This is a genomic window from Bradyrhizobium sp. CW1, assembly GCF_023100665.1.
Taxonomy (GTDB): Bacteria; Pseudomonadota; Alphaproteobacteria; order Rhizobiales; family Xanthobacteraceae; genus Bradyrhizobium; species Bradyrhizobium canariense_D.
In genome coordinates this window covers 6,672,219-6,694,066 of record NZ_CP064684.1, presented here as the reverse complement: position 1 = coordinate 6,694,066, position 21,848 = coordinate 6,672,219, and the positions used below count along the sequence as shown (strand labels likewise).

Genomic DNA, 21,848 nt, shown 5'->3' with positions numbered 1-21,848 from the left:
GGTTCTTTAACGGAGAATCGGCGCCATGCGGACAGGCTTTCGAATTTCATCGCTAGTACCGAGTGGTTTGGTGTTTGATGGCGTAAGTGATTCAGAGGATTCAATTATTCTGGCTGTTCGGTCAGAGGCTGCGGAGGCCCAATGCCCTTTGTGCGCGACAGCATCGCGCCGAGTCCATAGCCGTTACATCCGGCACGTGGCCGATTTGCCATCAGCGGGCAGAAAGGTGCGCCTCCGATTGCTCACGCGGCGCTTCACATGTGAGGTGCCGCATTGCCACCGGCGGATCTTCTCAGAGCGGTTTGGAGAAGACATCGTTCCGCTTCGACGGCGCCGGACGGCACGGCTGGAATACATCGTCCATCACTTGGGGTTGGCGCTGGGCGGCCGGCCGGCGGCAAGCTTCGCCAAGCGGCTCATGCTGCCCGTTAGCAACGATACCTTGCTACGGGTGGTCCGCCGGCGGGCGGCGATGCCGACAGATCCATTGCTTGTTGTGGGCATCGATGACTGGGCGTTCCGGAGAAACCATCGATACGGGACGATCGTGTGCGATTTGGAGCGCCGGCGGATCGTTACCCTGCTGCCCGACCGGGAAACTGCGACCGTTCGGGCGTGGCTATCGAAGCACCCAGCGATCAACATTGTGTCGCGAGATCGCGGTGGTGGATACGGCGAGGCAGCAGCCAAGGCGCTGCCGAACGCCATCCAAGTCGCCGACCGCTGGCATCTGATGGAAAATGCGAGCGCGGCCTTCCTTGATGCGGTGCGCCGCTCCATGAACAGAATCCGAACCGCAATCGGAGCGACGACGATCGCCCCGGAATTGCTGACCTGTGCGGAAAAGCTGCGCTATCAGGGCTATCTGCGGCGCCAGGACAGCCATGCCGTAATTACGGCTCTCGTCAGCGACGGTGTGTCGCTCAAGGAGATCGTCCGCCGCACAGGACATAGTCGCAATCTGGTTCGCCAAATTAGCCGCGGCGGCGGTACGGATATGTTCCGCACCCGTCAAAGCACCCTGGACGGGCATCTGCCGTTCCTGGACGCGCAGTGGTCAGGCGGCTGTCGCAACGGTGCCGAGCTCTGGCGCCGCTTGAAGGGACAAGGCTTCAAGGGATCGCTGCGCGTGGTGGCGGAATGGACGACGCGACGGCGACGTGCCGAGACCATCAGCCATCAACAATTGCAGAAGGTCCCCGCCGCCAGGACGATAGCGCAGCTGATGACGACGAAGCGCGACCACCTGACCAGGGCCGAGACCGTCACGCTTGCGGTCATCGAACAAAACGTTCCTATGCTGGCCGATGCCCAAGCTCTCTTGGCCGCTTCCACGCGATGATCCGAAAGAAGGCCGAGATGGAGCTCGAACCTTGGATTGATGACTCCAAGCGGAGCCTCATTGCCTCGTTCGCGAATGGAATCGCCAACGATAAGGGCGCGGTGCACGCCGCTATTACGCAACCATGGTCCAATGGCCAAGTGGAAGCTCAGATCACCAAGCTCAAGCTGGTCAAACGGCAGATGTACGGGCGCGCTAAGCTCGATCTCCTTCAGGCTAGGCTGATTGGCGCGCCATAAAAACAAACACGATCATCGAATATGCGTCAGAGCCCCGATTGGATGCCGATCACCCCGAAAGCGGGGTCCTTATTCCATGCCGAAACATATCTCCGCGCCTCGCGTCAATCTGGTGACGGAGTTGACGCTCATCTTCACCTCGAGCTCCGTCACGGCGCCACCACGCCAGACGATCCTGGCCAGGGCCAGGTCGTGCTCACCACGGTCGAGCACGACCTTTTCGATGAGGCATCGCAACAAAGCCTTGCGATGCGCGTCCGAGACAGTCTCGTCACCCCATATCTGCGCGAGGCGGCCGGTGAGATTGATGACCTTCTCGCTGAGCTCCTTGCTTATGGCTACTTGCGTGATGGCTTTGGACGGCGTCTGTCGGGCAAGCGCTTCTTCGGCGGCGCGCAAGTCGTTTAGCGCCGCTTCCCATCGACGCTCTAGTTCCGAGGCGACCAGCCGATTATCTGGATCAGCTCGGTTGAACTGCCGTTCAGCAAGCGCCGCCGTGTACCGCTTGCGCTCGAGCTCACGTTCTGCGTTGGAGCGTAACGCATTGTTCATCTGCTGCTGGACCCGGCGGGAACGCGACAAAGCATCTAGTTCGACAGGCGCTAGTGCGGTCAGGAATGCGTTGCCAACGGCTGCATCGATATGGGCGGCGCGGATGTGTTGGCAGGTTGGCTGACCTCGCTGGGTACGCAGGTGTGCACCTACTCGCCGCCGCCCTTGTAGCGAACGTACATCTTATGGCCGCATCTTGCGCACCAGGCGATGCCGTGGAGCAGAAGCTCGCCATTGCGAGGCGCGCCTCGGGTTTTGATGCGCATGTATTCGGCTCGATTATCGCTGATGACGGCTCGGATTTGTTCATAAATTGGCCACTCGATATAGGCTGGACATCGATCTTTGACGACGATCCGCCACTCCTCCATCGGCCGCGGACCCTTTTGTGGCACGCCGCCCTCCCGCTTCGGCGGTTGGAAGCGGGTTCGTCCATAGACGAAGGCGCCCGCGTAGGCGGGTTTCTTCAAGATCGTCGCGACAGCAGCCAGCGTCGCGCGGGTGCAGCACAAATCACCATACCGATCACGACGCGGCAGTTCCTGGTCACGCTCGTTCAACGCTCGCATGACCTTGGCAACGCTGCGCAGCTGCAGGAACAACTGGAAGACGAGACCGAGCCGCCCTTGCACGGCCATGTCGGGATCCTTAACGACCACTCCGCTCGGATCCCGCATCAGTCCGATTGGCAGCATAACCGCAAGTTCGCCGCGTTCGGCTTTAGCCAGCAGGCCGGCGGTCAGCCGTGCTGCGGATCGTATGTAGTTCAAGCTCGGAGATCGAACCCTTCAGCCCGAGAAGCAACCGCCCGTTGGGAGTGCCCGGATCATAGACACCATCGCCGTCGGCGATCAGGCAGCCACGTAGACCACAGATATCCAGGAGCGGATACCAGTCGGTACAATTACGCGCCAAGCGGGTCACGTCGATCGACAGGATGAGTCCCACTTCGCTCAGGCCAACACGGCCAACGAGTTCCTTGAAGCCGTTACGCTGTGCTATAGACGTGCCGCTCAAGCCGAGATCGGCGTCAATCACGTCTGATGGCCGCCTCACGCCATCCGAGTTCGCGGGCGCGCTGGCGAAGCGCGTATTGAAGGCGCAGGCTTTCCTGATTGCTTACGACCTGGTGAGGCGTCGACTGCCGGATGTAGACTACAGCTTTGCGCGCCAAGTGGCTTGGTATGATCAACTCGGACTTCATGAGAGATCTCCGCCAAAATCGCGGCGACGTCGTCGACGATCTGGCGTCGGAGCGCGGGCGTCAGCGTCGACCAAAGATCGGCTGGATCCATGCTCATGTGCGTCGGGACAATCCGCTGTCGATAAAAGCTCGAGTAGAGCCTCCATACTCAGCTTAATCTGATTTGCTTCTTCTCCATAATATTCGATTGCGGTTGCTTGAATCAGGAGACTGGTTCCTGCGCGATACTCAACTTCATACGAAGCAGGAATGCCTCGGCCTCGCTGGCCGATCTTCCTGATCACTCGATATGAGCGGCCCCACAAAGGATGGTGGGGGTCTCGACCTCGACCATCGCCGGAAATGATTCGTCAGACTCACTATTGGGGACATTCCTCAATCCCCTCGCTGGAGGGCATTGACTTGCGGATGCCGCAACACACGTGGCAGCCGCAGGCGGCCGGCTGATCGCCAGGAGTTAAATCGATACCACGATCGGCGGTTCGGACAGCGACGGCAAGTTATGATTCTCTGGTTGGCATGGGCGCCGATGATTCTTTCCCTGACGATGTGACCACGCTGAGACCGCGGCGCAGATGGCAGCCGACAAGATTACGGTGCCATCGTTTGAGCGCCGCAAGCCGGCCCGCCGGCCGCTGCCGGAGCATTTGCAGCGGGAGCGCATTGTCTATCCGGTGCCTGCCACTTGCCCACGCTGCGGCGACAGCCGATTGCGCAAAATTGGCCAGGACGTGACCGAGACGCTGGAGCTCGTTCCGCGCCAGTGGAAGGTGATCCAGCATGTGCGCGAGAAGCTCGTCTGCCGGGCCTGCGAAGCGATCACCCAGCCGCCGGCTCCTTCGCACCCGATTGCGCGCGGGCGTGCAGGGCCCAAGCTGCTGGCCCATGTCCTGTTCGCCAAGTACGGCCTGCACCTGCCCCTTCATCGTCCGAGCGACGTCTACCGGCGTGAAGGTATCGACCTCGACGTATCGGCGCTCGCGGACTGGGTAGGTGCCTCCGCAGCAAGCCTGATGGCTCTGGTCGATGCGATCCGGAGCCACGTCTTCGCAGCAGAGCGCATCCACTAATTCTTTCGCCGGGGCGCAGTCGAACTAGCCCGTAGGCAGTGTCGCACATCGGTCCACATGTTCCTTAAAGACCGAGCGCGAGATCCTGCGGCAAACAGTGCTGGACCGGATCGCCAAGGAGACCTTCTGCTGAGTCGGTGCACCGAAGCCCGTTTGGACCGGACGCCGGCGTTAGCCACTCGCGCGTGGTGACGCACCGATGCGACCGCAAAGGTAATGACGCTCTTAAATCGAGGTGGGGAATCCACGACGCGCAGATAGGAAAACGTTTCTGCATCAAAGACGTCTATAGCCGACTTCCCGAATGGTCCGGAGTTAGCCGGTTTGAGGCCACTATCGAGATCTTCTATCTGAGTATGGACACGTTCAGGTTTGAACGACCAGTAGACAATACGGTTTCACTACCAGAGTTGGTGGTGTTTCTGTTCCGGACCATAAGGCAAACTAGCTACTGAAGCCTCCTACCAGGATCGGGGAAGACGCGGCAATGGCAAGCGTCGATCGATCCATTTAACATGTCGGGGCTCTATGCACATGTAAACGACACCAGGTGTACAACGTTTCGTGCAACGTTCTCTCTGGCTACGGGCGTTCTATCGGCGATCAGAGGCTCTAATGTGTAATTTTTTCGCGAGACCACCGCACTGGCTATAGTGGTCATGACTCTCAAAGAGCTGTCAACCGCAGCGGCCTTCTAGTCGACTTGTCTTGCCTTCTAACACCCAATGTACAGTAACAATGATGGACCCTACCAAGCTAAGAGAATCACAGCTGCAAGAGCGGCTCGCAACTGTAAGGCGCAAAATCGCGGCATTGGAATACGCGTATGAGACGACCACGGTCGGTCAGCTAGTTTCGCGCGAGGCGAGAGCGCACGGCTCGACGGTCGCAATTGACGTTTTCGACCGAGGCGAGCGCGCGACCTACTCGGAGATGGACAAATTATCCAACAAATATGCACACGCATTGCGCGCATTCGGCGTACGCAAGGGTGATCGTATCGGGGCGATGCTGCCTAACCGCATCGAATTTCCAATCCTGTGGTTCGCCGTTGCAAAACTCGGTGCGGTGATGGTCCCGATCAACATGCGCTACACGCCTAGAGAAATAGAATACGTCCTTAGCGACGCACAGGCCAGATTCGTTGTCGTCGACGACTCTGCGTGGTCTCAGTTAATGGCGATGACGCCTTGGCCGCAAGATCTTACCATAGAACAAGCGATTCTTGTGGGCCAACCTTCCCAAAGAGCAGTTACCACCCTCGATAAATTGGTCAAAGGCGTGGCTGACACTCTGGTAGCCGAGGATATCCATTCCGACGATTTGCTGAACATTCAGTATACCTCGGGGACAACGGGCTTTCCAAAGGGCTGCATGTTGACCCACGACTACTGGAGCGTGTTTTCGTATCAGGCGGCGACTTGGGATGGGCAGCCGTACAAGAGATATCTCTCTGCGCAGCCCTTCTTCTATGTCGATGGCCCGTGGCATCTGCTACAGTCATACCGGCATGGTGGCACCCACTACCTTGCTCCGCAACTCAGTTCGACTCGCTTCATCAGCTGGCTCAAGCAGCATCGCATCGAGTGGTGCCAGTGTCCCGAGCTGGTAGCGCGCCATGCCGAGGCTGCCAACGAGGACGAGGCCACGTGCCTAAAGCAAGTTCTGAACTGGGGCTGGGGGCCCGATACGGTACGACAATTCCGGAAGCGATTTCGAGTGCGCACCCAGGAGGCTTATGGAATGACAGAAATCGGCTTCGGTACGCGAATGGCGAATGACTTCGACGAGCTAGCCGACTCCGGTTCTGTTGGGATTAGCGCACCTTTTCGAGCACTGAAGCTGATAAGTGAGGATGGAAGCCCCACGCCGCTGGGGGAGGTAGGCGAGCTGTGGGTTAAGGGACGCGGAGTTTGTAAGGGATATTGGAACAAGCCGGAGGCCAATACCGTCTCATTCGAAGGAGAGTGGTTCAAGACGGGTGATTTGATGCGTCGCGACGAACTCGGCTTCCATTGGTTGGTTGGGCGCACAAAAGACATGATTCGCCGTTCGAGCGAGAACATCGCTGCGCGAGAGGTGGAGGCGGTGATCCGCGAGCTTCCCGAGATTTCAGATGTCGCCGCCGTGCCAGTTCGCGACGTAAAACGTGGAGAGGAGGTCAAGATTTACGTCGAGTTACGGGAAGGCATTACGCCGGACGACGCCGTCCTTCGGATTCTCGAGCACGCTCGTACGCACCTCGCCGTGTTCAAGGTGCCGCGATACATTGGCTTCATTTCGGCGCTCCCTAGAACCACGTCCAGTAATAAAGTGCTTAAGCGTGATCTAACGGCAGTGAGTGATCCGATTGCCGGCGCTTACGACGCTGAGCAGAAGCGCTGGCGGTGAAGGCGCGCCCTCGCGGCGACCAGGTGACGTACTGCGGGCTCCGCACGTAAAACGACCAAAGCACACCTGCCCTTCGGAAATCCACGGACACGGCAGCCGTGTACTGAAGGGCTCGTATCACGGCTGAGGCGCTACAACATGTCGCCCGGACTAATGTTGGACTGTCGGGTAGATCCGCTCTCACAACACTGGTCGCTCCGAGCATGCATTCTCCCCTTTGGTCTGATCTTCCGACAGAAGCGCCGAGCTCGTGTCCCATTTGGACGATCAGACCGGCTCTATCAGTCTGCAGAAAGAAGTTGAAATGAAGGGTTTTCGTATTCTCGCCGGGGTTGTCGGGGCGACACGACGGAACTGGGTGTAGTGTTTTCACCTGTGTTGAATTTACCCTGGCGTGGGGTGGCTAAGCGGCAAGCAGTTTCGGAATGCGGATCATGTTATTGGCGATCAGATTGAGCAGGAAGTCGGCGGCGACGCCTGCCATCATGTTTAGTCTTGCGCATGGTGCCATGCTGCTTGCCCCATCCGAAAATGGACTCGACCATCGCTCGACACGACGCGACACGCGTACCCCGGATGCCGCGTGGTTCGTTCGTCGGTGGCGCTGTTGCGGTTCTTGCCGGTTTTGGTGACGGCCTGGTTCTGCGTCACATGCGACGTCACACCGATGGCACGAAAATTGGCGATGTGATCGGCGGTATCGTACGCCTTTGTCCTCACCGACCGTGATGCGGCGGCGCGCGGCTTTGCGTCTCGCCTTCAGCATGGTGTCCAAAGCTCGGCGTTCGGCGGTGCCATTGGCATGCGTGACCCTGCCGGCCACAGCCAGCCCGTCCGGTTCTCCATGGTGGCGTGGCCCATATAACAAAGCTTGCCTCCCGTCCGGCCGCCTTGCGATAAGCCTGCTGTCCGGGTCGCTGGTGCTGGCTTGGGCGTCGCTCTTGCGCTTCTGGCCATGAAAGCTGGCGTCGTCATCTTCGTCGCCGCGGCCGTCCTTGGGGGGAACACTCTCCTGTGAAGCCCAGGGTTCGATCAGCGTTCGGTGCACCGAGAATGCTCGTCCAACGGCAGCGGCTGGACTTGCGGATGGCTCAGAAGCCTGGTCACGAACTCGTGAACACGTTCTCGTTCTGCAGCCGCTGCCAGTTGTTCGTAAAGGTCGTCGGTCCCAGACCGGATCGTCCGGCGAAAGCCCCACGAACCAGCGCTACAAAAGATTCTAGTTCAGCTGCTCCATCAATTTGGCGTTCCGAACGGATGCCGTAGAACACCTGCAGCAGCAAGGCGCTCAGCAATTGCTCCGGCGGGATCGAAGGACGTCCCTCGCTGGCGTAGAGCTTCTCAAGGCTACGGTTCAGATCAGTCAAAACGTTCCGGACAAGCTCCCGGAATTTCCGCAGCGGATGGTTCGGTGGCACACGCAATCCGGCGCAATCTACGAACAGGCCGCCCTGGTCCGTAAACCTGCCGCGCATGATCGCCTTCGCCGATTCGAGAGTGAATCATCAAAGCCCGTCCGTGGCGAGGGGGTTCTTGAGCAGACTGCTAGAATAGGAGGGGCATTTACGTGGCGCGCTTGCAGCAGCGGTGACCCGAGGGCCCCTTGCTCTCTCAAGGTGTTCGCCCAAGCGGGGTGACTTGAACGAGTCTCGCGACAACTGGTTAAGCGGTCGTCGGGCGCTTCAGGGCAGTAGGTCTGGCGGGCCGATTAGATCGGTCGAGCAGGTACATGGAGTAAGTACCAGAGTATGGTCCGCCAGCGAACCCGTGAGGTCAACAGCGTCCGAGCTCAAGGCGCCCTGGATAGAGCTGTTAATTCGATTGGCTGGAGAATATTAGCGCTACTTTGGCAGAATTGGTTTGTGCGGCAGTTTTTCACGGAGCCATCTTCTGCAGAGTGAGCATCGCTGCGATGACGGCCGAAAGATGAGATCGACGATGGTGTGGCGTACGGCGGCATCGCTGGTCGAGGCGGAGGCCCGTTGATTCGTTTTGAGCCTGCAAAAGCAGCGCTCGGTGGCATTTCGGTCTTTGTAGGTTGCTTGTTGAAGCGATGTATGACACGCGGTTGAACTCGTTGGGGATGACGGGCTTGGCGCCGCGACGAACAATATCGCCGCGAACGTTGTCGGCGTCATACCGTTTGTCAGCGACGCGGGCGTCGCGAGCGCCAGAACATCGGGCGCCGCCGCCATATCGGCATCCTGCCCTCGGTCAGATGCAGGACGACCGCGGCAGAATGGATCGCTCAGCGCACGGATTTTCTCATGCGGCCTCCGCGCGAGCGGCCGTTTGCTAGATTGTGCGCGCCGCGTTCCGCCGGGGGCACACCGGCGAGCTTTTAATCGACGTCGAGTCGAGCGACATCACGACGCCGTCTTCGTCGCCCGCGCTTGGCCCGACGGTGGAAGCGATTGCAGAAGGTCGTGTAACCGCCGTATTCACGCGGGCAGTCGCGCCATCGCGCACCCGACTGCAGCATGTGAACAATCCCGCTGATGATGCGCCGGTCGTCGTCCTGATCCGGCCGCGTCAGTCCTGCCGGCAGATGAGGCTCGATACGTCCCCTTTGCCGATCATTCAGCCAAGCCAACCCGCGCCCATTTCTCTTGCCCCGATCAAAAACTCGCAGGAGAGGGAATCACGTGACGGTATTTTCGTAGACACTGGCGCCTAATGCACTGGTGCGCCTTTCAACGAGCCTGGTACGGAAATTGCTCTTTGTCGAACGTTCGATCTTGGGCGAAGACAGCTGGTTTGACGGTTGCAGCTTTTGGTAGACAGAATGGAGAACGCCAGTGCAATCGATTCCTGGTCACCAGAATGAACAGTTTCGGATCACCGATCCTCGTGCTGTCCTCCGAGCCGACCTCATCGCGGCTGACGGATGTCTCACGTCTAGACGCTCCATTGTTCCTGGCAACAGTCAAGTACGGCCGCCACTCGATTTCGTTCGATGTTCGTATCTGGGTCTCGACGATCATCCAGCAATCGTCGCCGGCACGATCGCTGCGATCCAAGGGCAGCTATCATTGCATTCATCCCGCGCCGGCAAGCAGCGAAGCTCCGATCTTCTGGCTGAACTTGAAGAAGCTCTGTCTAAGATATTCCGCGCGCGTGTGCTTACCTTCTCCAGCCTGATGCTGGTTCATCTGGTCGCGATGCCCATGCTTGCTTCCGGTCGGTTAACAGGCGGGAAGAAGCCAGTCGTGGTGTTCGACGGCTTTTCATGCATGTTTCCAACCTGTCAAAATCTTACGGCCGATGACACGCGGGTGAAAGCAATCGTCCACAACGATATCGGTACTCTCGAACAGTTGTGCCGAGAACACCCAGTGGTCGCCTATGTTTGCGACGGTGTTTACTGGATGGGAAGCTATTCGCCGATCGAGAAGCTGCGTCAACTCCAGGAACGTTATGGGCTCTTCCTCTATATTGACGATGCTCATGGCATATCGATTCTCGGAAGTCACGGGGAAGGGTTTGTTCGATCTCAGTTTCCACAAACGTTAGGTGACCGTACGCTCATAGCTGGATCGCTGGGCAATGGATTTGGCGCATCGGGCGGAATATTGATGCTGGGGACAGCTCACCATGAATCGCTGCTACGACGAGAGTCTATTCCCACGTATTCGGAAGGACCCAATCTGGCGACCGTTGGCGCTGCGCTTGAGTCGTGCAAACTTCACCGCTCTCCGGAACTCAGTCGGAGACAGATGCAACTGGCGCAACGAATCGATATGTTTGACCGCCGCCTCACGACTGCGGGGCAGGGCAATTCTCTTCCGATCAGAATGATTACGGTTGGATCGGAGGTCGACGCGCTCGCAGTTTCAAGAGGACTTCTCGATGGGGGAATCTATACTTTAGTCACGTTCTTCCCAGCCGTAGGACAAGGAGCGGCCAGAATTCGGGTCTCCATTACAGCCAAGCATGAGCCTGACGATATCGAGCGGCTGTGCGACTGTATGTTAGAACAAATCGCCGAAAGAACGGGGAAACCCTATCCTCTAAGGTGATGTATCTGCACATAGCTATTCTGAAGCTCCCTGGTCACTCCCGGTGCTGATGTGAGCGGAGATGGTTTGCACGCGTAAGAGCGAGACATCGTTCACGCTGCCACCGCCGCTAACTGCAGGATCTCTTCCTTCCAATTCATTCATGGCCGCTTCGATGCGCTACCGTTAAATTGCTTGTCTCGCTCGGAGGCTGAACAGGCAGTAAGCCTTTCAGCCGCTGCGAGACCCCGTCGCCATCGTGGGTGGACATGGCACATCTGTGCTGAAGCAACCACTTGATTGATCTGGAGGCCGCGACCGCAGAATACGAGCTGCGGCTTTGTCAGCTAAGGCGCGGATCCGGTGGATATTAGCACCGGGCCGACAGCGTGAGCCGGTGTTGTGCCGCATTAGATTGGAGGGCCAGGTCGGCGCGGATGCCGAGGACGGGGTCCGTAATGTCCGCCATAAGGGCGTCGTCGTCGAGCGATGGACGTTTGGCGGCGCGGTGCCAGCGTGTCCTGCCGGCCACGTCCGCTTTAGAGCCACGACAACCCGCGACCTCATGCCGACGGACTGTCTTTACGAACTCAACGCGATCGAAACGGGTCTCATTCCAGACAATCGCGTTCTGGATCCGACAGATCTCTAGCTCCGCTAATGTAAGGTGAAAGTACGCGCTGACTCGCTAACCCTCCATCGCTGCTGATGTCGGTGATTAAGCTGTCACTTGCGCGCGTGTTCCCCCCGGCGGCGAGTCGAGTAAGTCATTCGGCGGGTGGCACGTTGATTGCTGGGATGAGGACGATCGCAAGGGCTCCACATTTCCTACCGCCGAGAAGTAGATGACCGCACCCTCTCGAGCCGACGGTACTACAACCCTGGCTTCCAGCGACCGTAGTGGGCACCTTGTAGCACACACCTGGCTTGAGCACTTTGAGAGAAACGAGAGTCTGAGATGATTTCAGAGGTTTTCATCACCTGCGCGCTTACGGGCAGCGGAAACGCGGCGGAACTTAGTCCACATGTTCCGGTGAGCCCGGAGCAGATCGGGGATTCCGCAATCGAGGCGACGAGAGCTGGAGCTGCAGTGGTGCACATCCATGTGCGTGATGGTGCTACCCGAAGGGGCTCGCGTGATCCGGCGTTGTATCGGGACGTGGTGCGGCGGATTCGGAGTTCGCGCTTCAATCCCATCATTAACCTGACAGCGGGCATGGGAGGCGACCTCCTACTGGGCGGAGCCAATTCTCCCCTGCCGATGGACCCTTCGACCGATTTGGTGGGCGCACTTGAGCGGCTGGTGCACGTGGAAGAGTTGCGTCCCGAGATCTGCACGCTCGATTGTGGGACGATGTGCTTTGCTACTCGGAATGAGTACATGATGGTCAACACCCCCGGGATACTGCGCGCGATGGCCGCGCGCGTGCGCGAGCTCGGTGTCCGTCCTGAGCTCGAGGTGTTCGATTCCGGTCAGCTTGTGTTGGTGCATGACTTGATCCGGGAGGGCTTGATCGAAGAGCCCACGTTGATCCAGCTCTGCATGGGGATCCGTTATGGTGCGCCGAGTGATCTGAGCACGTTCATGGCGCTCGTGCACCAGCTCCCAAAGCGCTCGGTTTATTCGGCTTTCTCGATTGGGCGGATGCAGCTTCCCTACGTGGCGCTGGCGCCCTTAGTGGGTGCAAACGTGCGGGTGGGGCTGGAGGACAACCTCTATCTGTCCCGGGGGCGACTGGCGACGAATGCTGAGCTCGTGGAACGGGCGGTACAGATTCTCGAAAGGATCGGAGTGCGAGTGATGCGGCCGGACGAGGTGCGCGAGAAGCTCGCGCTCAAAGCGTACGCCTGAGAGTTAAAAAGACAAGTGGAGAGGTCAAGGCCCATGACAGAGCATTCAACGTCAATGTTGGACAGGCCACCGGGCGCGGTCGGGCTGTTGGGTGGCGGCGTTATCGGGGGCGCTTGGGCCGCACGTTTTGTGCTCAACGGGGTGAATGTGCAACTGTACGGCCCGTCGGCCGGCGCTCTCGATCGCGTGGAAAAGATCGTGCTCAAGGCGCGGCGGGCATATCGGAGTCTTACGCAAGTCCCGCTGCCTCCGGAGGGATCCCTAACAGTGGTGGAGTCGGTTGCCGACGCCGTGCGCGACGTGGAACTCGTTCAGGAATCGGCGCCGGAGCGCCTGGATGTCAAGCAGCAACTGCTCGCGGTCGCCAGCCGGGCGGCTGCGCCAGATACGCTGATCTGCTCCTCGACATCGGGGCTTGCACCGTCGTTGCTGCAGGCGGAGATGAACCACCCCGAGCGCCTGCTCGTTGCACACCCGTTTAATCCGGCCTATCTGATGCCGCTAGTTGAGTTGTGCGCAGGACAGCACACAACGCCCGAAACACTGGCTCGGGCGTCGGCGATCTACCGGTCGGTTGGAATGCACCCGCTCGTGGTTCGCAAAGAGGTGGACGGGTTTATAGCGAACCGGTTGCAGGAGGCGATGTGGCGCGAAGCGCTATGGTTAGTCCACGACGGTGTGGCCACCGTGGAGGAGGTTGATGACGCCGTGCGTTATTCCTTCGGGCTGCGCCGAGCGATTCTCGGTCCCTTCCGCATCGGCGGTGGCGCGGCCGGCATGCGTCGCTACATGGAGCAGTGGGGACCCATGCTAAAGTACCCGTGGACGAAGCTCACAGACGTCCCGGAACTCACTGATGCATTTCTTGACAGGCTCGCCGAGCAATCGGAATTGCAGGCTAGTGTAGAGAACCTCACCTTCCCTGAGCTAGAAGAGAAGCGCGACGACTGCCTCGTGTCCCTGCTGCAGGCCTTGCGAGCTCAACGCTACGGCGCGGGGGAGACGCTCGCGCGCTGGGAGAAGGGGCTCCGCGAGCGCACTGCTCCGGCCCAGTAATGTGGTGCGTGCAGATTGTTTTGGACGAGAACAGCCTCTCGCTTTCACAGGGCTAGAGGGATGATGAGACCTGCCGGCCAATGAGTCAGCAGATCTGGTTATATTACCCTCCGCAGCGAACGTGACGAAGGACACGGAAATTGCGTGAGCACTTGCTGAAGTCGGCACGGATGCAAGCAACACTGCCTCGTCCGGAGTGCGTCGAAACGAGCATCCGGCTGTCAATGAGCAGAAAAACCAATCTTCGCCGGCACGGATCGAGCACGCAAGACGTGAAAATGGGCGCTCACCAGAATGCAAGAGTTTAGGAGAATCACTTGGCATGAACGATAAGGACAGCAAGCGACGATTCTTTGCCCCGCCCGCCCAGGACGTCGAGGATGTGGTCAAGGCTGGCCTATGCACGGGCTGTGGCATGTGCGCGAGTATCGCCGCCCCTGCGATATCGATGGGCATCAATGTCGAAGGAAACATGCGACCACTCGTCGAAGCTGAAGTAGCAGCGGGCAAAACGGGGCAAATCATGGCCTTCTGCCCAGGCGTGTCGGTTCAGGGTCCGGGCAGACCTAAAGCAAGCACGGTTCATCCGGTATGGGGACCTATGCACGAGATACACAGGTCCTGGTCACGGGAGCCGCTTGTCCGTCACAAGGCGGCCGCTGGCGGAACATTGACGGCCCTTGGCCGATATCTGCTTTCCAGTGGCCGGGTTCAGGCAGTGCTACATGTCCGCGCAGATGATCGTAAGCCATGGCTGACGATCTCCACGATCTCGAGGACACCGGACGAAGTGCTAGGCGGAGCTCAGTCTCGTTACGGCCCATCGTCGCCACTTGTCAATCTGCACCGGCTGCTAGATGAAGAGAGGCGCTTCGTCGTCATCGCCAAACCTTGCGACATCTCGGCCGTTCGTGCCCTGGGACGAGTGGACCCGCGGGTCGAACAATTGATTCCCTACATGCTGACCATCTTTTGTGGCGGCGTTCCCTCCGCGCACATCGCGAAGGCGGTAATTCGCCACCACGGCTTAGACGAGCTGGACATCGGCTTATACCGTTTTCGTGGTGAGGGATGGCCGGGCCCTCTGCGTGTGCAGACGAGAGATGGAACTGTTTATGATCTTCCCTACCCGGGGGCTTGGTATATGGGAAAATTCGGCTACGAAATCCAATTTCGTTGCAAGATTTGTCCAGACACAGTTGGCGAAGTCGCCGATGTGTCCGTCCCAGATGGCTGGATACTGCGTAACGGGAAGCGTCTTTATGCTGAAGCTCCAGGGACCAACGTGGCCCTCGTTCGCACGCCAGCCGGCCAAGAGTTGCTGCATGCCGCCATTGACGCAGGATATCTAGCGATCTCGCCGGTTTCGCTCGAGGAAATCGAACAAATGCATACCAATCATCAGAGGAAGGCAGCCGCATCCGCAGCTTTATTCGCGTTGCGGCTAATGGGCCAAAGAACGATCAAGGCTTTCGGCTATCGCACGATGGATGGCCTTAAGCATGCAGGGCTGCGTGGGATATTCCAGGAATTTGGAGGCACGGTCAGGCGCGTGCTTACCGGACAGAACTGGGAGCATCTGATCTAGAATGCTCGCCAAGAGAGTGATTCCCGATTTGCCCGGAGCTCATTTGCACTTGCCCGGAGTTGGAGCGAGCAGGCATATCGAAGCCACTTTACCCGCATCTGCGAGTTCGAGTTGACACGCCGGTGCAGACAGGCGCTTTGCAGCGAGAGACGTAGTCAGGCGCGGCGGTGGGGCGATGCCGAAAGCTTGCGCGGGACGGCCGGCCTGATCGAAGAGGGAAGCTCTCTGGCCCGGTGACGACAACACTGTCTTGCTTGAGGACTCGCATCGGCGCTTGGGTCGAGACCCGGAGGGGGTTAGGCTCAATCGCTTTGAGATCCCTAGATCGCGGTTTTTCTGATTCACCATGCTGGCTGGGCGGAGTCCAGCATGGATGTGCAAGCCTTATTCTTTGGATTTCGCAAGCGCGTGGTGGCGGCGATGCACGGCGGAATGTCCCGCAATTCAGCACGGCGATCGGCTGGATGAAGCGGGTCGATGAGACCGGCAGCGTTGAGCCTGGCCACATAGGTGGTCACAAACGAAAAGTGATTTCGGGCGACCACGCGATGTGGCTGTCGAAACGGATCCAGGACGGCGATTTCACCATACACAGGCTCGTTGCCGAGCTTGCCGGACGCGTCCTGAAGATCGATTACTACTCGGTGTGGGACTTCTTGCATGCCGCGAAGCTCAGCTTCCAAAAAGAGTGGTGGTTGGCGAACGCGAGATTGTTGCAGTCGAGCGCAATCCCAACATGTTGGCGAGCGACGGCGATGTAAGAGTTCCAGCCATCGAGTGAACGAGTGAACGCAACGACGACCGCGCTTAACGGCCATGACCGCGAAGTCGTCAGGCGGGTAGCCACAGCGACTTTGACCTCCGGCGAATTGCTCCGAGACATGATGATACATTATCTCGAGCAGCTCGGGGGGCATCCGGGTTCCAGGCAAAGTGCAATGGCTCACAAGCCTTCTTCTTCGCCACCTATCGCACCCCTGAGATTGTCGCAGCCATTGAACCTCGAGCCTTTTCACGCAGATCGAGAGCACAAGAGCAACGGCATGGTCGAGGCATTCTTAAGACTTTCAAGCGTGACTACGTTCGTGTGAATCCGATCACGAACGCGCGCACCGCGAGTGTACATTGCATGAATTGAACAACCCGAGTGTCCACTCTAGCGGGGCACTCTGCAGCGGTCGATTCGGATACCAGTAGCAGCATATGGGGAGTTCCGTGCACAGCACTCTCTTTGTTAGAGGACCACCGATACAGTTCGAGAAGCCCGAGAAGTGAGCAGTTGCGCCCCAGAGTCGGTCACGACGACGACCTCTTCGTGCAGCATCAACTTCGGCGATCCGTCAAAATATGACGGGTATGAGGTGCTTGGTTCAATGTTGATGATCATGCCTGGTCTTAGGATCGTCTTGTCATCAGGCTGCACCGAGGGCAACTCCGGCATCCATAAACCCATCGAATGTCCCATTCGCCCGATGTTCGTGGCCTTACCGCGATTGTTTGAGCCATTTAGGACATCTGACATTGCGCGCCATACATTGCAGATCGGAGTACCTGGTTTAACGGCGGCGATTCCCGCTTCAGTGGCGTGCCAAACGATTTGATAGGCATCTTGGGTGTGCCGATCAGGCGCGCCGAAGGCAAAATGTCGATCGAAGTCGCTCCAATAAAAGTCGAATAGGCAGCCGGCATCAATAAACAGCAGGTCACCATCCGAGAGAACTTTGTCGCTCGGAACACCGTAGGGGCGTGTATAACCGCCGCGGCCAGAAACACCCACTATCTTAGCCGTCTTTTCGACCCCGCGATTGAAGCATTCGAGCTCGAAGACCCGACACGCCTCCCGTTCCGTCATACCCAAACGCAGCTTTGGCGCCAGGTTGTCAAATGCTTCCGAGACAAGCTTACATACAGTTCGAATTCGGTCGACCTCTAATGGAGATTTGATCATCCGCAACGGAGTGAAAATCGGATCCGATGCATCTACAAATATCCGAGGTTTGATCGCTGCCGCAACACGTAAGAAATCTCCCGTAGGGAAGCCAAGTCTGCTTTCGGCGCCAAGCTCAGTGCCGATTTTCGCATTCTCCGGCAATAGTTCGCGCAATGCTCCGGCGAGGGTCGACACCCCCTCATCCTTTGGATTCGGACTGGGCCAGCTCCGGCAGCGTTTGACCCAGGTCGTCTCCTTATAAAACTGATCGATTCCCTCTGGAACGACTGCAACAGCCTCACCGGACGAAAGAATAAGAAGAAAGCGGGGCCGAGTTGTCTGCTGCGGCGTCGTGCTAGGCTCGCCGACAAAATATCGTAAATTGTGTTCGGAGGTTACCAGAAGCGCGTCAATGGCATGTTCTCTCATCGAACGCCGGGCTTGTTCGACCCGATCTTCGTATTCGGCCCGCGGGAAGGGAGCGTAAGGAATCGTTCTGATAGATTCTGAACCAATAGCATTCATAGCTTTTCTCGGCAAGGCTCAACGGGAAGGCGATCGATAATTTCGACGCTGGTTCGACAGCAGATCACGTAAGTTCGGACGCGCATGCGGTAACATATTCGAAAGAGGCACTCGCAGTTTGGTGCGAACCATGGGACACGGAATTCCTCGGCAAGACCGGAGACGTCAATGTCACTCAGAAATACCGCAACTCTGGATCGTCGCGGCCATCAGTTCCGTCGCCCATTCGGGCCCACGAGCTTCTCTATCTTCCGGCCAAGGTGCCCTGTTCTTTATGGAAGCATCTCTTCCGCTCATAGGCCGCAGCGCGAGTGAGCGCGTCTTCCGCAGCATATCCATCATCTGGTATGTTGAGCGAAACCGGCCATCCGCTCCTAGGTCTGCCATGATCGTCGTGCAAAGCGGCCGGCAACGACGTGCGTGAGTTCTACGGCACGAATCCAGTCGACAAGTTAGGGCTTGCGGTGTTGTCTCTGCTCGCTCAGCGATCATGATGATCATCCGTTTCTACAGTGTGCTTCTTGGGCCCAAGCACAAGTCGCATCAGTTCCCAGTAGTGGTCTCTACCTTGCAGAGGTTTGAAGGCCTGCTAAGTGCTGAAGGGCCTAGTCGTTCATGTCTGAGGCCGGCCGGGTCCACGTGGGGCTCTTATTGCCTGTTAAGATGCCTTCGGCTTGTGCGCAGCTCGCGATGGTCTTTGTTTCAGCTGGGCAAATAGTCGGTACTCCAGCCTTCGCTTACAACCTTCGCACCGGACAGCGCGTCAATTTCGGAGTCGCGGTATTGTAGTTTCTGCAGAACTTGGCGCGTCGAAGCGCCGTATTGTTCCGCGGGAGGGAGAGCATAGACTTTTCCGACGGTCGATCGGACCGCGTAATGATCAACCTGCGTGAGAACATGCCCGCTGGGATGGTCACGGAAAATCGAGAAGGCGTAGCTGCCTTGTTCGGTTCCCGGAGCACCATCCGCAAGCCTCGAATGCCCCGACCGAATGGCCGCGATACTCTCGCAAATGGCGGCACCGACGCCGGCTGTATTGAATGCCGAAATCCAATTCTCTGCAGAATCCTTAGCAATAGCATGGGCTAGGAAGGCGGTCAGTTCCTCCTTCGGCACATCGGCAACGCCTTGAAGCCTAGCAACTCCTTCAAGTCGCGGCAGATCGCGCTCGGATGCGCTGAGCAAGAGGCTGCGGTCCGAGGCCGTGTAGAACCGATTCAAGGCATCATAGCCCTTGGAATTTATCCCGGCCGGTTCGTCGAAGGGGCCACGTCCTGCGTAGTCGTAGCAGAACGGGATCTGCAAGAGACCGGCGAGCGCCGATAGGGACGTGCGAGCCCTCCCTGCTCGTCCGGTCCTGGCCTTTTGATAAAGCGCCGCCGCTACTCCGAGAGCCGCGCTGAACCCGCCCATCACGTCGATTGTACCGACGTGTGCGTATTCCTCAGGCGTTTCGTCGGAACCACCGGATCTCAGCATAATGCCTGTCGTTGCCTGAACGTGATTCTCGTAGCCGAGATAATCGCTTCGTGGGCCGCGCCGGATGCCACCGAAGCAATCGAGCTGGCAGAAGATCGCATCTGGATTGAGGGATTTGAGGCTCTGCGGATCAAGCCCAACGCGCTCGACCTGGCGGTCAGTTGCATTCCAGATTACAACATCAACAGACTTCACGAGCCTCTCGAAAACCTTTCGGCCAGGCGATGACTCGATGTCTAGCAGAACCGAGCGTTTACCGCGCATATGGGTCATGCCGTAGATGACTGTTATAGAGCTGTCGAAAAGCGGGCTGGCGGGGTCGAGCTTGATCACCTCTGCCCCGAAACGGGCGAGATAGCATCCTGAGTGCGGCCCAGCGATGACATTGCTTAGGTCTAGTACCCGCACACCGTCGAGCCACCCTGCCGATCTGTCAGCCTTGCGTGCCGACAACTGCCTTACAGGTAAGCTGGAGAACGCCGCGACGGCCTGATCAAAGGCGACCCATCTTCGGGGTGCTGGGTTCAGCATCACTTCCCCGCTTTCCTCCAGCCAGGCTACAGGTCCGGGCTGAGTCATTCGTCCATACACCGGATCATCGACTTTGATCATCAGCCCCGCGCGTTCTGCGTGATCGTCTCTGATCCACTCCTGCAGCCAACGTTGCGGTGCTGCCGGAATTCGACGCTCACCGAAAATGTCCTCCCATTCTGCCGCGGTGCGGGTAAGAAAGACGGTCTTCATTCGCCCGGCGATCTTGTCTGCCCACGATTTCGGCAAAGGAGACGAACTGAGTGAGATGTCAGATCGCCAGTCGCGCATCGAAAGATAAGTATTCATCTCTTCGACAAGCCCTTCCGCCAGGAGCTCGTCATACAGACCCAACACCTGCAAGCAGCGCCTCGTATGATGCTTGTGGGCTGAGCAGAGGACGAAGAACATGCGCCCGTCTTTGCATTTGTAGTTGCGGGCAAATGGGTCAAGGAGTTCCTGCGTCTCCTGGTAAGAGAGGTTCATCGGCAGGCCCGATTCGCGTCGCCGAGCTATCTCGCGCTCACGTGGCGACTTATATCGAAGGGGAAGCTGGTCAATGCTAATCGAATTATATGCAAGTCCCTCCATCACCGCGCATGCAAGAGGCACCTCGATCTGGTCACCAACTCCGCTGCGTTCCCGCGCCTGAAGCGCAAGCAGAGCGGCCGATACCGCTAGCATCGTACCGTAGGCCGATGCCAGAGGTAGCGGCGAAAAGGACGGGTCAATACCCCTCAAGACACGGTTCAACCCCATATCGGTGAACAATCCGGAGGATGCCCCGATTACCGCTTCAAAGGCGCGCCACTCGCGACGGAGTTGATCGTTGGACGCAAAGCCTGGAATGGAAACGGTAGTCAGGGCTGGGCGAGTCTTGCGCAAAGAGCTGAAGTCGACCCCCAGGCGGCTCAGCACTCCCGGGCGGAAATTCTCGATCACGATATCCGCGTCGGCGATCAACGTGTGCGCTCGCGACAAACCCTCCTCAGTCTTTAAATCGATCGAAACGATCAGCTTGTTTCGATTAAGGGTTGCATTGGCCGGGCTGTCCCAGAGGGGACCGGATGGTGGGTCGATATGTACAACAGTCGCGCCAAGATCGGCGAGAATCATCGCCACTGCCGGGCCGGCGATGTACTGTCCGAAATCAACGACCTTGACACCGAAGAGCGGAAGGGTTGACGGTGGCATAACTAGTCCTTCGCCATGAGGCATTGCTTTGTCGGGCTGATACTTTTATGAGTATGCCGCGCATAAAGTGTAGGGCGACTTGCTGTTCGTATGCTCGCCGGGGATCGCCCTCCCGGTGCGCGCGCCTTGCAAGGACGAAACGTATGAGTGTGCCAACGCATTGGTTAGCGCTGGCGGGGCGGCCTGGGCGCAAGGACATCTTCCGCATGGGCTGAAGCAAGCTCAGTTCAATCCGCCTCGCGCAGGGCGACAGAGACGACGAAGAAGGAACTGAATCCAACCGTCAAGGCGCCGCCGGCCTTGCAAGCTCCTTGAGAGTCCATCTGAGAAACGCCATCCTCGGTAATATTCGCACGATGCGGTCCACTCGAGGGATCATCAGGAGGGCCTCTGCCAAGCGCTGAAGCCATTGCATTCGCCGGTACGGCCTCCGCTTCGGTAGTCATGATCATTGCGCTATTCTCGTTGAAACATGCCTTAGATCATGACCAAGGGACTCCATCATCATCCTGCAGAGGCCTGCGATGTCGTAGATTGGCAGGTTCGTCATACGACGGATCGCTGGCGACACAGGCGGAAAAGCCGTGCACTCGAACAAAACCGCAGATATCGCTGGGTCTGCAGGGAGGAGACGGGAGATGCAGGCCGCGACGTCCGCCTCAATATCGGCAGTTTCGGTATATACTGGAGGGCGTTTCATTTCGTTCTGGTGCAATTTACCTCCTTCTACGCCGCCAATCACCAATCTCGACCGTTGATCGGGATCTAGAACGCGATGCACGCGTTCGCTGGAATTTCTCGAATCAGCAGAAAGGAGAGCAATCTTGGAAGTCGTCCTAAGTTGGCCAAGCAATGCCGGTACCAAAAGCAAGGTCGATGTGGCGACGGGCACATTCA

General features: G+C 58.3%; 13 protein-coding genes and 3 pseudogenes. 9 read left to right on the top strand and 7 right to left on the bottom strand.

Going from position 1 to position 21,848, the window contains the following annotated elements:
* The first annotated feature begins 25 nt into the window (after positions 1-25).
* Positions 26-1,581 (top strand): annotated as a pseudogene (locus IVB54_RS32300) (ISL3 family transposase).
* A 69-nt stretch (positions 1,582-1,650) separates the two neighbouring features.
* Here the strand turns inward: IVB54_RS32300 and IVB54_RS32295 are convergent.
* From IVB54_RS32295 to IVB54_RS32285, 3 genes are all read right to left on the bottom strand, one after another.
* Positions 1,651-2,163 (bottom strand): hypothetical protein, encoded by a 513-nt coding sequence (locus IVB54_RS32295; RefSeq protein ID WP_247776653.1) that lies wholly within the window; start codon positions 2,161-2,163, stop codon positions 1,651-1,653.
* Between the two features lie 119 nt (positions 2,164-2,282).
* A complete protein-coding gene (locus tag IVB54_RS32290; protein WP_247776652.1) occupies positions 2,283-2,771 on the bottom strand; it encodes a recombinase family protein in 489 nt (162 codons plus the stop codon).
* Between the two features lie 82 nt (positions 2,772-2,853).
* Positions 2,854-3,171, bottom strand: a complete 318-nt coding sequence (locus IVB54_RS32285) for a recombinase family protein (protein ID WP_247776651.1) — start codon at positions 3,169-3,171, stop codon at positions 2,854-2,856.
* A 738-nt stretch (positions 3,172-3,909) separates the two neighbouring features.
* On the opposite strand from IVB54_RS32285, the pseudogene IVB54_RS41790 reads away from it, so the two are divergent.
* The 3 genes and pseudogenes from IVB54_RS41790 to IVB54_RS32275 form a co-directional block, all read left to right on the top strand.
* Positions 3,910-3,990 (top strand): annotated as a pseudogene (locus tag IVB54_RS41790) (hypothetical protein); the annotation flags it as partial.
* A gap of 21 nt (positions 3,991-4,011) precedes the next feature.
* The gene (locus IVB54_RS32280) at positions 4,012-4,407 is read left to right on the top strand and encodes a transposase (RefSeq protein ID WP_346658858.1); all 396 of its coding nucleotides are present in this window, start codon (positions 4,012-4,014) and stop codon (positions 4,405-4,407) included.
* 738 nt (positions 4,408-5,145) lie between these two features.
* Entirely contained in the window at positions 5,146-6,798 is a 1,653-nt protein-coding gene (locus IVB54_RS32275; protein ID WP_247776650.1) for a class I adenylate-forming enzyme family protein, read from the top strand.
* Between the two features lie 1,103 nt (positions 6,799-7,901).
* Here IVB54_RS32275 and IVB54_RS32270 read toward each other — a convergent pair.
* Positions 7,902-8,273, bottom strand: a complete 372-nt coding sequence (locus tag IVB54_RS32270) for a transposase (RefSeq protein WP_247776649.1) — start codon at positions 8,271-8,273, stop codon at positions 7,902-7,904.
* Between the two features lie 504 nt (positions 8,274-8,777).
* Positions 8,778-9,391, bottom strand: a pseudogene (locus tag IVB54_RS32265) (transposase); the annotation flags it as partial.
* A gap of 205 nt (positions 9,392-9,596) precedes the next feature.
* Between IVB54_RS32265 and IVB54_RS32260 the strand changes: the two are divergent.
* The 5 genes from IVB54_RS32260 to IVB54_RS32240 all read left to right on the top strand — a co-directional run bounded on the left by IVB54_RS32260 (position 9,597) and on the right by IVB54_RS32240 (position 16,053).
* Positions 9,597-10,817, top strand: coding sequence for an aminotransferase class I/II-fold pyridoxal phosphate-dependent enzyme (locus IVB54_RS32260; RefSeq protein WP_247776648.1), 1,221 nt, complete (start codon positions 9,597-9,599; stop codon positions 10,815-10,817).
* Positions 10,818-11,754: 937 nt separating this feature from the next.
* Positions 11,755-12,648, top strand: coding sequence for a 3-keto-5-aminohexanoate cleavage protein (locus tag IVB54_RS32255; protein ID WP_247776647.1), 894 nt, complete (start codon positions 11,755-11,757; stop codon positions 12,646-12,648).
* 33 nt (positions 12,649-12,681) lie between these two features.
* On the top strand, positions 12,682-13,704 hold the full coding sequence (locus IVB54_RS32250) for a 3-hydroxyacyl-CoA dehydrogenase NAD-binding domain-containing protein (RefSeq protein ID WP_247776646.1): 1,023 nt from the start codon (positions 12,682-12,684) through the stop codon (positions 13,702-13,704).
* A 322-nt stretch (positions 13,705-14,026) separates the two neighbouring features.
* Complete coding sequence (locus IVB54_RS32245) at positions 14,027-15,292, top strand: Coenzyme F420 hydrogenase/dehydrogenase, beta subunit C-terminal domain (protein ID WP_247776645.1); 1,266 nt, start codon at positions 14,027-14,029, stop codon at positions 15,290-15,292.
* 464 nt (positions 15,293-15,756) lie between these two features.
* Positions 15,757-16,053, top strand: a complete 297-nt coding sequence (locus IVB54_RS32240) for a hypothetical protein (RefSeq protein ID WP_247776644.1) — start codon at positions 15,757-15,759, stop codon at positions 16,051-16,053.
* Between the two features lie 473 nt (positions 16,054-16,526).
* Here IVB54_RS32240 and IVB54_RS32235 read toward each other — a convergent pair whose 3' ends face one another.
* Positions 16,527-17,747, bottom strand: a complete 1,221-nt coding sequence (locus tag IVB54_RS32235; RefSeq protein WP_247776643.1) for a Xaa-Pro peptidase family protein — start codon at positions 17,745-17,747, stop codon at positions 16,527-16,529.
* Between the two features lie 702 nt (positions 17,748-18,449).
* Positions 18,450-20,951, bottom strand: coding sequence for a CoA transferase (locus IVB54_RS32230; RefSeq protein ID WP_247776642.1), 2,502 nt, complete (start codon positions 20,949-20,951; stop codon positions 18,450-18,452).
* Positions 20,952-21,848: the final 897 nt, after the last annotated feature.

Bases quoted from the DNA above. Each gene is read 5' to 3' on its own strand.
- IVB54_RS32270 (WP_247776649.1), bottom strand. From the start codon at position 8,273: ATGCGCGGCAGGTTTACGGACCAGGGCGGCCTGTTCGTAGATTGCGCC.
- IVB54_RS32240 (WP_247776644.1), top strand. From the start codon at position 15,757: ATGAAGCGGGTCGATGAGACCGGCAGCGTTGAGCCTGGCCACATAGGT.
- IVB54_RS32245 (WP_247776645.1), top strand. From the start codon at position 14,027: ATGAACGATAAGGACAGCAAGCGACGATTCTTTGCCCCGCCCGCCCAG.
- IVB54_RS32235 (WP_247776643.1), bottom strand. From the start codon at position 17,747: ATGAATGCTATTGGTTCAGAATCTATCAGAACGATTCCTTACGCTCCC.
- IVB54_RS32290 (WP_247776652.1), bottom strand. From the start codon at position 2,771: ATGGCCGTGCAAGGGCGGCTCGGTCTCGTCTTCCAGTTGTTCCTGCAG.
- IVB54_RS32255 (WP_247776647.1), top strand. From the start codon at position 11,755: ATGATTTCAGAGGTTTTCATCACCTGCGCGCTTACGGGCAGCGGAAAC.
- IVB54_RS32230 (WP_247776642.1), bottom strand. From the start codon at position 20,951: ATGCCACCGTCAACCCTTCCGCTCTTCGGTGTCAAGGTCGTTGATTTC.
- IVB54_RS32250 (WP_247776646.1), top strand. From the start codon at position 12,682: ATGACAGAGCATTCAACGTCAATGTTGGACAGGCCACCGGGCGCGGTC.
- IVB54_RS32275 (WP_247776650.1), top strand. From the start codon at position 5,146: ATGATGGACCCTACCAAGCTAAGAGAATCACAGCTGCAAGAGCGGCTC.